This is a genomic window from Micromonospora sp. CNZ296 (assembly GCF_007827635.1).
This window is the reverse complement of record NZ_VISW01000017.1, coordinates 117711-131525: the sequence shown is the minus strand read 5'-3', so window position 1 is coordinate 131525 and position 13815 is coordinate 117711. Positions and strand designations below refer to the sequence as shown.

Genomic DNA, 13815 nt, shown 5'->3' with positions numbered 1-13815 from the left:
GCGGTGGGATGGATTTCGGCGTACTGCGCAGGTGGTGGCCGGTCGCCGCGGTGACGGTGCTGCTCGCGCTCGCCGCGTTCGCCGCCGGTCACTCCGCCATCGGGGCCAGCCGGATCCCGCCCGCCGCCGACACCATCCCGTACGTGCCGGACTACCCGTCGCCCGAGGCGGTGCCGTCGATCCCCGTCGAGCCCCGGGACGTGGGCGAGTCCACCTCGGGCGGTGTGCCCGGCTGGCTGGCCACCGCCGCCGTGGTGTTGCTGTCCGCGGCGGTGCTGGCCGCCGTCGGGTACGTCCTGTGGAACGTGCTGCGGGGCGCGCTGCGGCGCACCACTCGCGCGGTGCCGGTGCGGCGCACCAGGCGTACCGCCGAGGGGACCGCCCGCGAGGTGGTGGCCGCGCTCGACGCCGGACTCGTCGAACTGGACGACCGCTCCACCGACCCGCGGACCGCTGTGATCGCCTGCTGGGTACGCCTGGAGGAGGCCGCCGAGGACGCGGGTGTGCCCCGGCACACCGGTGACACCCCGACCGACCTGGTGGGCCGGCTGCTGCGCGGCGACCCGGCGGCCGGCATCCCGGCGATCGCCAGCGCCGACGTGCTCGACGGTTTCGCGCACGTCTACCGGGAGGCCCGGTACGCCACGCACCCGGTCGACGAGCACACCCGGGACCAGGCCCGCGCCGCGTTGCGCCGGTTGCGCGGCGAGCTGACCAGCCTGGCGGGGGAGGTGTCGTGAGCACCAGCATCGACGACCTGCTGTCGTTCGGCGAGGAGCCCGCCGGGGAGGACGTCCGGCCCACGGGCGGCGGCCGGGCGCGCCTGCTGCTGCGGACCGCCGCGGTCACCGCCGCCGTCGTCGTGGTGGTCGTGGTCGGGCTGCGCGCGGTCGGCCTGAAGGTGCCGATCTGGATCATCGTGGCGGGGGTGCTCGCCGTGCTCGCCGTACGCCGGGTCACCACCGCGCTGTCACCCCCGCCGCCGCCCCGCGCGGGTGCCCGGACGCCCGCCGGTGAGGAGCCCGGCACCTGGAACTGGTCCGCGCGGGACGCACTGCGCACCGCGATCAACGGCTGGGAGCGCCCGCTGGACTGGTGCGCCGGCAACCAGGAGCGGTTCACCGAGCGCATCCTGCCCCGCCTCGGCGAGCTGGCCGACGAACGGCTGCGCCAGCGCCACGGCGTCACCCGTGAGTCCGACCCGGCCCGCGCCCGGGCGGTGCTCGGCGAGCCACTGTGGACGTTCCTCGCCACCCCCGCCCGCCGCCCTCCGTCGCCGCGCGACCTCGCGGCGATCGTCGCCGAACTGGAGAAGATTTGATGAACGACGTGGACCGGAGCATGGCCCCCGCCGAGGTGGGCCGGCTCGCCCGGGCCGTCCTGGAGGCGGTCGGCACCGTCGTGGTCGGCAAGCGGGACGCGCTGGAGCTGGTGCTGGCCGGCATCCTCGCCGGTGGTCACGTGCTGCTGGAGGATCTGCCCGGCCTGGGCAAGACGCTCACCGCGCGCTGTTTCGCGCAGGCGCTCGGACTGGACTTCCGGCGGCTCCAGTTCACCCCGGACCTGCTGCCCGCCGATGTGACCGGCTCGTTCCTCTACGACCAGAGCAGCGGTGACTTCGCCTTCCGGGCCGGCCCGGTGTTCACCAACCTGCTGCTCGCCGACGAGATCAACCGGACGCCGCCGAAGACGCAGTCGGCGCTGCTGGAGGCCATGCAGGAGAAGCAGGTATCGGTCGAGGGCGTGACCTACCGCCTGGACGAGCCGTTCCACGTGCTCGCCACCGCCAACCCCATCGAGTACGAGGGCACGTACCCGCTGCCGGAGGCGCAGCTCGACCGGTTCCTGCTGCGGGTGTCGTTCGGCTACCCCACCCACGACGAGGAGTGGGACGTGCTGCGGCGCCGGATCGCCCGCCGCCGCGAGGAGGCGGAGATCAAGCCGGTGGTGGACGCCGCCACGCTGCGCGCCATGCAGGCCGCGCTGGAGGACGTGGTGGTCGAGGACTCGATCGGCCGGTACATCGTGGCGCTCACCGCTGCCACCCGGGAGCACCCGTCGGTGCTGGTCGGCGCGTCCCCGCGCGGCTCGCTGGCGCTGCTGCTGCTGTCCCGGGTGCGGGCGGTGCTCGCCAACCGGGACTACGTGGTGCCGGAGGACGTCAAGGCGGTGGCGGCGCCCGCGCTGGCGCACCGGATCACGCTGCGGCCGGAGATGTGGCTGCGCCGCGTCGACCCGTCGTTCGTGGTCGGCGAGGTGCTGGAGTCCACGCCCGCCCCGGCGAGCGGCGCGCTGCCCAGCTACGCCGCCGGACGCTGATGGACCGGGCCGACGCGGCAGGCGGCTGGGCGCCCACGTGGGCGCTCGGCCGGGCCGTGCTGCTCACCGGTGTGCTGCTCGTCGCCGCCGTCCTGCTCGGCCGCATCGACCTGGTGGTGCTCGCCACGCCGTTCGCGCTCGGGACCGCGTACGCGCTGCGCCGCCGCCCCGCCGCGCTGCCCGAGCTGGAACTCGGCGTCGGGGACACCCACCTGGTCGAGGGCGCGCCGCTGGCCGCCACCGTCGCGGTGGCCAACCCCGACCTGGTCGGGTACGACCTAGCGGTGGTCCGGACCCGGATGTCGCGCTGGCTGCGGGTCGAGCAGGTCGGCTTCGGCGGCACCGGGCTGGACGTGAGCCGCTCCGGCGGGGCGGACCGCCCGTTCGTCACCTCCGTACCCCGGGGCAGCGCTGTCGACCTGAAGCTGACCGGCACCGCCCTGCGGTGGGGGCGGCACCCGATCGGGCCGGCCGGGGTGCGGGTCGCCGCCGCCGACGGGCTGCTGGTCTCCCGCGCGGTGATCACCGACCCGATCCGGGCCCGGGTCTATCCGCGTACCGAGCCGTTCGACGCGGTCGAGGCGATGCCGCGGGCCGCCGGGCTGGTCGGCGCGCACCGCTCGCGGCGGCCGGGCGAGGGCGGTGAACTGGCCGGGGTACGCGTCTTCGCGCCCGGCGACCGGCTGCGCCGGATCGACTGGCGGGTGTCGCTGCGGGCCCGCCAGCTGCACGTCGCGTCGACGCTCTCGGACCGGGACGCCGAGGTGGTGGTGCTGCTGGACGTGCTGGCCGAGGCGGGCCGCTCCGGTGGCGTGAACGGGACCGCGTCGGTGCTGGACACCACCGTGCGGGCCGCCGCCGCGATCGCCGAGCACTACCTGCACCGCGGCGACCGGGTGTCGATGCTGGAGTACGGGCCGGCCGCTCGCCGGCTGCGTCCGGCCACCGGGCGGCGGCAGTACCTGACAGTGCTGGAGTGGCTGCTCGACGTGCAGGCCGAGTCGTCCCCGCACGAGCCGTACGACCAGGTCTTCGGCCCGCAGGTGCTCTCCTCGGACGCGCTCGTGGTGGTGCTCACCCCGCTGCTCGACGAGCGGTCCGCGCAGATGCTGGCTCGGCTGGCCCGGGGCGGGCGGTTCGTGGTGGCGGTGGACACGTTGCCGGCCGAGCTGCCGGTGCCGAAGGAGCGGGGCTGGGCCGAGGTCGCGTACCGGCTGTGGCGGCTGGACCGGGACACGATGATCGGCCAGCTCCGCGAGCACGGGGTGCCGGTGGTGCGCTGGGCGGGCGCGGGCAGCCTGGACGAGGTGCTGCGCGACGTGGCCCGGCTGGCGACCGCCCCGAAGGCGGGGCTGCGATGAGCACGGGGAGCGCAGTCGCGAACGGAAGGGCGGCCCGGTGAACGCGGTTGTGGAGCGGGTGCGGGCGCTGCGGTTCGCCGCCGCCCGGGTCAGCCCGCTGCCGCTGCTCGTACGCGGCGGCATCTTCCTCACCGTGCTGGCCGGCTTCCTGCTCGCGTACCCGGTGCAGGCCCTCACCGCGCGCTCGCTGCTGGCCATGACGGTGGCCGCGGTGCTCCCGGCGGCCGGGCCGCGCCGGATCTGGCCGACGTTCACCGCGCTGGTGACAGTCGGCGGCTGGCTGCTGGCCACGCTCGGCTTCGACCGGCCACCGGCGCTGTGGCGGCTGCTCGCCGTGGCGACGCTGCTCTACCTGGCGCACTCGCTCTGCGCGCTCGCCGCGCTGCTGCCCTACGACGGGCTGATCGACCCGGACGTGGTGCTGCGGTGGCTGGGCCGGGTGGGTGGCGTGGTGCTCGCCAGTGCCGTGCTCGGCGTGGTGCTGGCGTGGCTCGGGGGAGTGGGCGGCACCGACGGCTCGCAGGCCGCGACTGTGGTGGGACTGCTGGTGGCGGTGGGTCTGAGCGCCCTGCTGGGCTGGCTGCTCCGGCGCAGGTGACGCACCGTTCCGGGGACGTTGCGCAGGTCACACGGGTTGTGCTCCGTCACAGAAGGGGGTCTCGCGCGGGATTACCCGAAGCACCCGGGGAAAGATAGATGACGTGAACCCGAAGCGGATCCTTGTCGTGGGTGCCGGTCACGTGGGCCTGTACGCCGCTCTGCGCCTGTCCAAGAAGCTGAGCAGGCGTGAGGCCGAGGTCATCGTCGTCGACCCGCAGCCGCACATGACGTACCAGCCGTTCCTCCCGGAGGCATCGGCGGGCAACATCTCCCCTCGGCACGCCGTGGTGCCGCTGCGGCGGGAGTTGCGCAAGTGCACCGTGGTGGCGGGCACCGTCACCCGGATCGACCACGACCGCATGACCGCCGTGGTGCAGCCGATCAGCGGCCCGGCCCGGGAGATCCAGTACGACCACGTGGTCGTCGCCCCCGGCTCGGTCTCCCGCACCCTGCCGATCCCCGGCCTGCACGAGAACGGCATCGGGTTCAAGACCATCGGCGAGGCCATCTTCCTGCGCAACCACGTGCTGGACCGGCTCGACGTGGCGGCCTCCACCACCGACCCGGCGGTCCGCAGCCGCGCGCTGACGTTCGTCTTCGTGGGCGGCGGCTACGCCGGTATCGAGGCGCTCGCCGAGATGGAGGACATGGCCCGGGACGCGCTGCGCTACTACCCGGAGCTGAAGCCGGAGGACATGCGCTGGGTGCTCGTCGAGGCGACCCAGCGGGTGCTGCCCGAGGTCGACCGGGACATGGGCGCCTACACGGTGCAGCAGCTGATGAAGCGGGACATGGACATCCGCCTGGACACCCGGCTGGAGTCCTGCGTCGACGGCGTGGTGAAGCTCTCCGACGGCGACAGCTTCCCGTCCGACACCATCGTCTGGACCGCCGGCGTGAAGCCGTCGCCGATGCTCGACGCGACGGACTTCCCGCGTGACGAGCGCCGCCGGGTCACCTGCCGGCCGACGCTGCAGATCGTGGACGGCGACCGGGTGGTCGAGGGCGCGTGGAGCGCCGGTGACTGCGCCGCCGTACCGGACCTGACCAAGGAGCCGGGTAACTTCTGCTCCCCGAGCGCCCAGCACGCGGTGCGGCAGGCGGCGCGGATGGCCGACAACATCGCCAACGTGATCCGCGGGCGCGAGCCGGTCGACTACAAGCACAAGCACGCCGGCAGCGTGGCGAGCCTCGGGCTGCACAAGGGCGTGGCGCAGGTCTACGGCATCAAGATGACCGGCTGGCCGGCGTGGTTCATGCACCGGACGTACCACATGTCGCGGATCCCCTCGTTCAACCGCAAGGTGCGCGTGGTGGTCGACTGGACGCTGGCGTTCTTCCTCAAGCGTGAGGTGGTCGCGCTGGGCCAGCTGCACGACCCGCGCGAGGAGTTCGCCGAGGCGTCGGCCCCGCCGGTCGCCGCGCGCGTCTGACGCGTTTCGCGTAAGGGCCCTTCCCGTACGGGAGGGGCCTTTTCGCCGTGTCCGGCGGCGGAACCGGTGTCCGGCGCCTCAGAACCGCCAGGTCCAGGCGTCGGCGAGCCGCACCCCCGGCCGCCCGTAGAGCTGCTCCAGGGTGCGCCGCAGCATCTCCGCGTGCGGCGTGTCGTCGGTCACCGCCATGCACGAGGCGCGCCAGAACTCGACGTCCCGGGCGGCCTGGCGGCGTTGCCGGTCACCGATCGCGGGTGCCACGCCGCGGCGGGCCACGTCGGCGAGCAGCGCCGAGGTGGGACGCTGCCAGGTGCCCATGGTGGCCGAGCCGTGCGGGCCGTACGGGCCGATGAAGAAGCCCTCCGGCATGGCGAACGCGACGCCGGTGGCGGTGGCCCAGCGCATGGGCCAGGGATCCTGCGGGGTGGCGGTGGGCACCGGTACCAGTACCCCGCCGGGGCGTACGCACCGCTGCCAGTGGCCGCCGGTGACGAACTCGGGCAGCGGCGGCCGGTCCATCGTGGGCAGCGGTGTGGGGAAGACGCTGAGCAGCGCCGCGCCGACCGCGAACGGGACGACCCGGCGGGCCCGGCCGGGTTCGGCGAGCGCCCGGTGCACGGCGAGCGTGAGCACTGTGCCGACGAGCGGCAGCACCGCCAGCGCGAAACGCGTCGGCAGCGCGCCGTCCACCACCGGGAGCCCGGCCAGCAGCGCGTACGGACCGGGGATCCCGGTCCGCTCACCGCCGGCCACCACCTCCGGGCCGAGCGCGAGTGCGGCCATCGTCAGCGCGGCGGCCACGACCGCCACCACCGGGGCGCGCCGGCCCAGCCGGACCGCGCAGGCGGCGGCTACCAGCAGCAGCGGCCAGCCCAGGAACGTGGTGAACTCGGACGGACCGGTGGTGAGCCGTACCGCCTCCGGGCTGCCGAACACCGTCAGCGCGGACAGGCGGGTCCAGGCGATCAGGTCGGCGGAGAAGTAGGCGGGTGGGAAGATGCCGTCCGCGACGCCCTGCGGGCCGGCGAACTGCACCCACAGCGGGTACGCCAGCACCGGCAGCGCCAGCCCGGCGGCGACGAGCAGACCACCGGCGAACCCGGAACCGGCCCGGCGCAGCAGGCCCCGGTCGGCCAGCCCGTACGCGACGGCGGTCACCGCCAGGGTGAGCGCGGCGAGGAACAACACCTCCTCGCCGACGAATACCTGCACGGTGACGACCGCGGCGAGCCCGGCCGCGGAGGAGGCCGTCCGGCGGCGGTCCGGGCCGTCCGGCCGACTCGCCGGGTCGGCGGCGCGCAGCAGCCGGAGCACGAGCCAGACCAGCACCGGGACCAGCCACTGCGCGGTCATGTGCAGGTGGCCGTTGCTCTGCGAGACCATGCCCGGCCCGAAGCCGCAGAGCGCCGCGCCGAGTACGGCAGCGAGCCGGCGGGCCCGCAGGACGCGGGTGAACAGCAGGTACCAGGCGAGCGCCGTACCGGCCATGTTCGCGGCGACGAGCAGGGCGAACGTCACGGGCGCCCCGAACGCCAGCGTGACCGGGGCGAGCAGCACACCGAGCGCCACGATCGACGTGTTGGCCATCAGGTTGACCCCGTCCGGCGCGTTCAGCCGGCCGGTGACCAGGCTCAGCTCGCCCCGCAGGGCACGCGCGTCCAGCGCCAGGAACCACTCGTACAGCGTCTGGTCGGCCGGGTTGAGGGCGAGTGCGCGCGTGCCCGGCGCCGGCCAGAGGCCGTGGGTGAGCCAGGCGGCGAGCGCGACGAACGCCAGCCCGGCGAGCAGGTCCGCGCGGTGCCGCCGGACGGCGGCCGTCACCCGCCGCGTGACCGCCGCCGGGCGGGCCGCCCGGGCGTGATCGGGCCCGGGTGCCGTGCGGGCGGCGCTGGTCACGGCCTCGACCATAACGGCCGCACCCGTCGGGGTACGCCGCGTCGCGGCCGAGCCGCTACGGTGAGATCTGCACCGCCGCGTGTCGACGCGCCGGTGTCACCCGCCCGGGTGGTGGAACGGCAGACACGGCCGCCTTAAAAGCGGCTGCCGCAAGGCGTGCGGGTTCGACCCCCGCCCCGGGCACGTGAACTCTCAGCTTTCCCACAGCTAGCCGTAGCACGCGCGATTGCGGCCACGTCTACCCTGGAGTAGCACGTCTACGTGCGATCGACCCCCTGAGGGAGGCCTGAGAAGTGAAGACCTCGAACCCGGTGCTCGCCCGGCTCGGCCAGGCGGCAGAGCGTGAGCGGGCGGCCGGGTACGCCCAGCCCGGGCCGTACGGTCAGCCCGGATACCCCCAGCAGTACCCGCAGCAGCAGTACCCCCAGCAGCCCTACGCCCAGCCCTACCCGGGCGGCTACGGCCAGCCGGTGGCCCCGCCCACCGTGACCCCGATGACCCTCGACGACGTGGTCGTCAAGACGGTCCTCATGCTCGCCATCCTCGGCGCCTCGGCCGCGGCGGCCTGGGTGCTCGTGCCGGACTCGCTCGTCGGCGTCGCGTGGATCGGCGCCGCGGTCGTCGGCCTGGTGCTCGGCCTGATCATCTCGTTCTCGCGGATGGCCAACCCGGCGCTCGTCGTGGCGTACTCGGTCATCGAGGGCGTCTTCGTCGGCATGGTCAGCAAGGCGTTCGAGTCGCTCTACGACGGCATCGTGCTCCAGGCGGTCGTGGCCACGTTCGGCGTGTTCTTCCTGATGGCGATGATCTACAAGGCGCGGATCATCCGGGCCACGCCGAAGTTCGCCCGGATCATGGTGGCGATCATGGCCGGCCTGTTCGGCGTGATGCTGGTCAACCTGGTGCTGGCGCTGTTCGGCGTGAACACGCACCTGCGTGACGGCAGCCCGCTCGCGATCGGCTTCAGCCTGGTCTGCATCGTGGTGGCGTCGCTGAGCTTCGTGCTCAACTTCGCCGACATCGAGGAGGGGGTCCGGATGGGCCTCCCGCAGCGCTACTCCTGGACCGCCGCCTTCGGCATCGTGGTCGGCCTGGTCTGGCTCTACATCGAGATCCTGCGGCTGCTCAGCTACTTCCAGGGCGACGACTGACATCACGCCCTCCCCGACGACGCCCGCCTGCCGCATCCGCGGCGGCGGGCGTCGCCGTTTCCCCGTCCCCGCCGGACCGCCCGGGGCAGAGTGGGATCCGGGTACGTGGGCGGGAGGTGGTCACGGTGCGCAGTGCCAACCCGGTGCTGGACCGGCTGGACGACGTCGGCCGCGCCGAGCGGCAGGTGCTCGGCGTCGGGACCGCCGACACGATGACGGTGGCCGACGTGATCAGCCGGACCGTGGGACTGCTGCTGATCACCGGCGTCACGGCGGCGGTGTCCTGGGTGGTGGTGCCGCAGGCCGCGTGGATCTCCACCGCGCTCGCCGGGAGCGCGCTGGCCAGCCTCGCCCTGGTGCTCGTCATCTCGCTGAAGCAGATCACCAGCCCGCCGATCATCGTCGGGTACGCGGTGCTCCAGGGCCTGCTGCTCGGGGTGGCCAGCCGCGCCTTCGAGATGGTCTACCCGGGCATCGTGGCGCAGGCGGTGATCGGCACGTTCGGCGTCTTCCTCGGCATGGCCGTGCTCTACCGGGCCCGGCTGGTACGCGCCACCCCGCGCCTGGCCCGGCTGGTCATCGGCACGCTCGTCGGGATCGTGGCGATCGGCCTGGTCAACCTGGTCGCGTACCTGTTCACCGGGCGGCAGGGGGTGGTCGTCTACAGCCTCAGCGACAGGGTGGGCTGGCTGCCGTACCTGTTCTCGGTGGTGGCGATCATCGCGGGCGCGCTCAGTTTCATCCTCGACTTCGACCTGGTCGAGCGGTCGGCCGCGAACCGGCTGCCCCGCCGCTACGCCTGGTACTGCGCCTTCGGTCTGCTGGTCGGGCTGATCTTCCTGTACTGGCAGATCCTCCGCCTGCTCAGCTACGTACGCCGCTGACGTCGGCTGAGCACGCTCCGGCCTGGTGTCGCCGTAGACTCGGCGGCGATGAGCGCAGCGGAACTGGACCGGGCGGTGACCCTGCTGGTCCGACAGGTCGGGCACTGGCAGCAGCCGCGCTGGTCGGCCAAGGCGGACGGCGGCAACGTGTCCCGCGCCGACCTGGTGCACAAGCTGGTCCAGGAGATCGCCAACCTGGCCGCCGACGCGGCCGGTGAGCCGCGCCGCGAGGTGCCCCGCCTCCCCAGCGACCTGGCGCTGCCCGACCAGCTCCGCGTGGTCACCGCCGACCTGACGCTCGCCGACCCGCCCGAGCCGGTGCTCACCGAGGCCACCGCCCAGGTAACCCGAACCCGCACCGCCCTCTGACCCCCGCCCTTAGTCGCGTTGATCATGAAGTTGGCGGCGACAAAACGGACGCGGATCCCCGTCAACTTCATGATCGACGGAGTGGGGGACGGGGAGAAGGAGGGTCGGTCAGGGCTTGAGCCAGCGGCGTACCTTGCGGTGTCTTGACCGGTCGCGGGCCCGCAGGACCGCCGGGCGGTCGTGTCCGGCGGTCTCGGCCTGCCTCGCGTGCAGCAGGCCGTAGGTGAACGTGTTCTCGCCGTCGGCGTACGCCTGGAGCGCCTGCCGTCGCAGCACCTCCCGCGTGACCACCGAGTCCTGGTGGGTGCCGAGCAGATCCTGGAGCGCCTTGAACCGCTCCACCAGGCGGGCGGCCCGCTTGCCGGCGGCCGGCTCGCGCACCTCCACCGCGTAGCGGGCGGCCTTGAGCTTCTTCCGTGCCTCGTGCAGCGCGGCGTCCCCGTCCGGCCCGGTGATGGCGAGCGCCCGGTCCAGCCGGGTGTCGGCGCGGCGCACCGCCTTGCGGATCCGGCGGTCCACCCAGCGCCGGCCGACGTCGGCGGGCGGGGCGTCGGCCAGCCGGTCGAGGCGGGTCAGCAGGGCGGGATAGCGGTCGGAGTCCAGCGCGGACCGCAGCGCTGTGGTCGCCTCGGCCAGGTCGGCGGCGAACCGTTCGCCGATCCGCGCCGCCACCGGGCCGAGCACCAGCTCGTCCGGCAGCTCGTGCACCGCCTCGGTGAGCCGGGCAGCCATCACCTGGGTGTCGCGGACCCGGCCCAGCTCGCCGCCGAGGCGGCGCAGCTCGGCCCGGACCGTCTCGCTCTCCCGGCGGTCCCACAACCCCCGGAAGGTACGCAGCGTCGCCCGCAACCGGCGGGTCGCGACGCGCATGTCGTGAACCGCGTCCTCGTTCCCCTGGTACGCGGCCGCGTGGTTGCCGACGATCGCGTCCCGCTGCACCCTGACGTACGCGAGGACCGGCGCTGCCGGTCCGTCCGGTTCCCGGTCGTCGAAGCCCTCGATCCGGCCGGCGACGGCCCGGTGCGACTTGCTGACCGTTACCTCGCGGGCGCCTGCCGCGCGCAGCTGCTCGCCGAGCGCGTCGAGCAGCTCCTCGTCGCCCTCGACCAGCTCGATCTCGATCTCGTGCCAGGTCCGCGCGGCGCCGTCCACCAGGTCCTCGGACCGGACGTCGTCCTCGGCCACCTCGGCAAGCACCCGGCCGTCCGCGCCCAGCAGCCGGTGTTCCCGGCGGCGGTTGACGACCCGGGCCGCCGGTGCCACAGGCCGGCCGCGCGACGCGCCCCGGATCAGCGCGACCAGCTCGGGCGGCGGGCCGTCGTCGGACGCCCCGGCCGGGAACTGGTGCTCGACCCGGGCGCCACCGACCGCGCCCACCTTGAGGTGCCAGCCCGCGTCGTGCCCACCGGTACGCCGGCGCAGCGCGTGCCCGCTGCGCAGCAGGAGCAGGTCGTCGGTGTCCCAGTAGACGGCGTCCAGATCCGAGACGGTGGCGTCGGACATGGTCACGACGCCACCGCACCCGGTCAGGTCGGGCAGCCGGAAACCCTCGTCGCCGGAGTACTTGCGCTCACGTTCCACGACGGTCGCCATGCGGCCTCCCGTACCCGGCCCGCGCACCGGCGAACCGGTCTCAGCTCAGTCGTTCGAGCACCATCGCCATGCCCTGGCCACCGCCGACGCACATGGTCTCCAGACCGATGGTCTTGTCGTGCCACTCCAGCGCGTTGAGCAGCGTGCCGGTGATCCGGGCACCGGTCATGCCGAACGGGTGACCGACGGCGATCGCGCCACCGGCGACGTTCAGCTTCTCCTCCGGGATGCCGAGCTGCCGGTACGAGGGGATCACCTGGGCGGCGAACGCCTCGTTGATCTCGACCAGGTCGACGTCGTCGATGGTCATGCCGGCCCGCTTGAGCGCCTGCTTCGACGCCTCGACCGGGCCCAGACCCATGATCTCGGGGGAGAGCGCGGTGACACCGGTGGAGACGATCCGGGCCAGCGGGGTGAGCCCCAGCTCGGACGCGCGCTGCGCGCTCATGATCACCACGGCGGCGGCGCCGTCGTTGAGCGGGCAGCAGTTGCCAGCGGTGATCCGGCCGTCCGGGCGGAACACCGGCTTCAGACCGGCCACCGCCTCCAGTGTCACACCGGCACGCGGGCCGTCGTCGGTGCTGACCACCGTGCCGTCCGGCGTGGTGACCGGGGTGATCTCACGGGCCCAGAAGCCGTCAGCGATCGCCTTCTCGGCGAGGTTCTGGCTGCGGACGCCGAACGCGTCCATGTCCTCGCGGGTCACGTCGTACGCCTGGGCCAGGTTCTCCGCGGTCTGCCCCATGGCGAGGTAGATGTCGGGGAGTTGCCCGGCCTCGCGCGGGTCGGTCCACACCTCGGAGCCGCCCTGGGCGCGGGCCGCGGAACGCTCCCGGGCCTCGGCGAAGCGCGGGTTCTCCCAGCCGCCGCCGACGAGGGCCTGCGCCTCCGGCGGCAGCGTGTCCGAGTTGCCCCGCGCGTACCGGGAGACCATCTCCACACCGGCGGAGATGAACACGTCACCCTCACCGGCCCGGATCGCGTGCATCGCCATCCGGGTGGTCTGGAGCGAGGACGCGCAGTAGCGGGTCAGCGTGGCGCCGGGCAGGCCGTCCAGGCCCATCAGGGTGGCGACCACCCGGGCCATGTTGAAGCCCTGCTCGCCGCCGGGCAGACCGCACCCGAGGTAGAGGTCGTCGATGGTGGTGGGATCGAGCGCCGGGACCTTGTCGAGGGCGGCCTGGACGATGGTGGCGGCGAGGTCGTCCGGGCGGACCTCGCGGAGGGAACCCTTGAACGCGCGGCCGATGGGGGACCGGGCGGTGGCGACGATGACGGCGTCGCGGGGCGACTCAATCGGCATGAACCAACGTTAACGCGCGAGTAACATGCCCGGGAAGCCGCGAGGCGGGCGGGAAATGTCACCCCGTGGGCGGTCGCCGGTGGTGCCGGAACGCGACGGCCGCCGCGGCCTCGACCGCCGGGAGCAGGGCGTGCGCCCAGACCCGGTACCCGTCGGCCGACGGGTGGAAGCCGTCGTGGCAGAGCGTGCCCGCGTCCGCGCGGAACACCGGACCGGTCTCGGTGCCCAGGTCGACGACGGTTCCGCCGGCGTTCAGCACGGCCGCGGTCTGTGCCCGCGCCATCCGCCGCCCGGACCAGCCGAGCACCTGACGCAACGGTGCGGCGACCGCGCGTACCGCCCCGAGATCGGGGCACGTGCCCACCACCACCTCGACGTGCGCCTCCCTCAGACGGCGTACCGCCGAGCCGAGATAGGCCGCCGCGTCGCCGGGCCGGGACATCGCGGTGGCGTCGTTCGCCCCGATCAGCACCACAGCCACGTCCGGCCGCTCACCGAGCAGCGCCCGGGCCACCTGGGTGGCCAGGTCGGTGGCGCGCGAGCCGGAGACCCCCACGCTGGACAGCTGCACCCGGCGGCCGGTCGGTCCCTCGGCGAGCAGGTTGGCGAGCTGACCGCCGATGGTGTCCTCGAACCGGTCGACGCCCACGCCGAGCGCCGACGAGTCACCCAGCAGCACCAGCCGCAGCGGCGGCGCGTCGGCGCGACCGACCGTCGCGCGCAGCACCAGACCCAGCTCGGGCTGGGCGTACTCGCGGGTGCGGGCGGCGATGGCCTGGCCGGCGAGGACCGCCGCGCCGCCCACCGTCCCGGCCAGCAGCGACAGGGCCGCGGCCCGGCCCCACCGGGCCACCTCGTTCCGCTCGCTCATGACGTCACTCCGCTTCGCTCCGTGCCGCCATGAGG

The 13815-nt window shown here is 74.0% G+C and carries 13 protein-coding genes and 1 tRNA gene; 10 read left to right on the top strand and 4 right to left on the bottom strand.

All coding sequences use genetic code 11. The features are described 5' to 3' along the window. Positions 1-8 precede the first annotated feature (8 nt). The 6 genes from FB455_RS25770 to FB455_RS25745 all read left to right on the top strand — a co-directional run bounded on the left by FB455_RS25770 (position 9) and on the right by FB455_RS25745 (position 5713). Complete coding sequence (locus tag FB455_RS25770; protein WP_013284106.1) at positions 9-740, top strand: DUF4129 domain-containing protein; 732 nt, start codon at positions 9-11, stop codon at positions 738-740. Then, entirely contained in the window at positions 737-1321 is a 585-nt protein-coding gene (locus tag FB455_RS25765; protein ID WP_030271251.1) for a hypothetical protein, read from the top strand. The genes FB455_RS25770 and FB455_RS25765 overlap by 4 nt, the downstream gene beginning before the upstream one ends. Further along, positions 1321-2319: an AAA family ATPase gene (locus tag FB455_RS25760; protein ID WP_013284108.1), complete on the top strand. Its 999-nt coding sequence runs from the start codon at positions 1321-1323 to the stop codon at positions 2317-2319. The genes FB455_RS25765 and FB455_RS25760 overlap by 1 nt, the downstream gene beginning before the upstream one ends. Next, complete coding sequence (locus FB455_RS25755) at positions 2319-3680, top strand: DUF58 domain-containing protein (protein WP_145755120.1); 1362 nt, start codon at positions 2319-2321, stop codon at positions 3678-3680. Before FB455_RS25760 ends, FB455_RS25755 begins: the two co-directional genes overlap by 1 nt. Before the next feature lie 37 nt (positions 3681-3717). Then, entirely contained in the window at positions 3718-4278 is a 561-nt protein-coding gene (locus tag FB455_RS25750) for a hypothetical protein (RefSeq protein WP_071096746.1), read from the top strand. A gap of 103 nt (positions 4279-4381) precedes the next feature. Then, positions 4382-5713 (top strand): NAD(P)/FAD-dependent oxidoreductase, encoded by a 1332-nt coding sequence (locus tag FB455_RS25745; protein WP_013284111.1) that lies wholly within the window; start codon positions 4382-4384, stop codon positions 5711-5713. 78 nt (positions 5714-5791) lie between these two features. On the opposite strand, the gene FB455_RS25740 is transcribed toward FB455_RS25745, so the two are convergent. Beyond that, positions 5792-7621 carry a DUF6311 domain-containing protein gene (locus FB455_RS25740; protein WP_145755119.1) on the bottom strand — a complete coding sequence of 610 codons (1830 nt, stop codon included), beginning with the start codon at positions 7619-7621 and terminating at the stop codon, positions 5792-5794. 90 nt (positions 7622-7711) lie between these two features. Between FB455_RS25740 and FB455_RS25735 the strand changes: the two genes are divergently transcribed. From FB455_RS25735 to FB455_RS25720, 4 genes are all read left to right on the top strand, one after another. Continuing rightward, positions 7712-7792, top strand: a tRNA-Leu gene (locus tag FB455_RS25735). Between the two features lie 110 nt (positions 7793-7902). After that, complete coding sequence (locus FB455_RS25730) at positions 7903-8760, top strand: Bax inhibitor-1/YccA family protein (RefSeq protein ID WP_013284113.1); 858 nt, start codon at positions 7903-7905, stop codon at positions 8758-8760. 125 nt (positions 8761-8885) lie between these two features. After that, positions 8886-9644, top strand: a complete 759-nt coding sequence (locus FB455_RS25725) for a Bax inhibitor-1/YccA family protein (RefSeq protein WP_145755118.1) — start codon at positions 8886-8888, stop codon at positions 9642-9644. 48 nt (positions 9645-9692) lie between these two features. Next, positions 9693-10013: a hypothetical protein gene (locus FB455_RS25720; RefSeq protein WP_013284115.1), complete on the top strand. Its 321-nt coding sequence runs from the start codon at positions 9693-9695 to the stop codon at positions 10011-10013. Positions 10014-10121: 108 nt separating this feature from the next. Here FB455_RS25720 and FB455_RS25715 read toward each other — a convergent pair whose 3' ends face one another. The 3 genes from FB455_RS25715 to FB455_RS25705 are packed head-to-tail and all read right to left on the bottom strand — an operon-like array spanning position 10122 to position 13780. Next, on the bottom strand, positions 10122-11606 hold the full coding sequence (locus FB455_RS25715) for a CYTH and CHAD domain-containing protein (protein ID WP_145755117.1): 1485 nt from the start codon (positions 11604-11606) through the stop codon (positions 10122-10124). 40 nt (positions 11607-11646) lie between these two features. Continuing rightward, positions 11647-12909 carry an acetyl-CoA C-acetyltransferase gene (locus FB455_RS25710; protein WP_013284117.1) on the bottom strand — a complete coding sequence of 421 codons (1263 nt, stop codon included), beginning with the start codon at positions 12907-12909 and terminating at the stop codon, positions 11647-11649. A 58-nt stretch (positions 12910-12967) separates the two neighbouring features. Beyond that, positions 12968-13780 carry an SGNH/GDSL hydrolase family protein gene (locus FB455_RS25705; protein ID WP_013284118.1) on the bottom strand — a complete coding sequence of 271 codons (813 nt, stop codon included), beginning with the start codon at positions 13778-13780 and terminating at the stop codon, positions 12968-12970. Positions 13781-13815: the final 35 nt, after the last annotated feature.

Coding starts and splice junctions, on each gene's coding strand:
- FB455_RS25770 (WP_013284106.1), top strand. CDS start 9: ATGGATTTCGGCGTACTGCGCAGGTGGTGGCCGGTCGCCGCGGTGACG.
- FB455_RS25760 (WP_013284108.1), top strand. CDS start 1,321: ATGAACGACGTGGACCGGAGCATGGCCCCCGCCGAGGTGGGCCGGCTC.
- FB455_RS25755 (WP_145755120.1), top strand. CDS start 2,319: ATGGACCGGGCCGACGCGGCAGGCGGCTGGGCGCCCACGTGGGCGCTC.
- FB455_RS25740 (WP_145755119.1), bottom strand. CDS start 7,621: ATGGTCGAGGCCGTGACCAGCGCCGCCCGCACGGCACCCGGGCCCGAT.
- FB455_RS25720 (WP_013284115.1), top strand. CDS start 9,693: ATGAGCGCAGCGGAACTGGACCGGGCGGTGACCCTGCTGGTCCGACAG.
- FB455_RS25715 (WP_145755117.1), bottom strand. CDS start 11,606: ATGGCGACCGTCGTGGAACGTGAGCGCAAGTACTCCGGCGACGAGGGT.
- FB455_RS25710 (WP_013284117.1), bottom strand. CDS start 12,909: ATGCCGATTGAGTCGCCCCGCGACGCCGTCATCGTCGCCACCGCCCGG.
- FB455_RS25705 (WP_013284118.1), bottom strand. CDS start 13,780: ATGAGCGAGCGGAACGAGGTGGCCCGGTGGGGCCGGGCCGCGGCCCTG.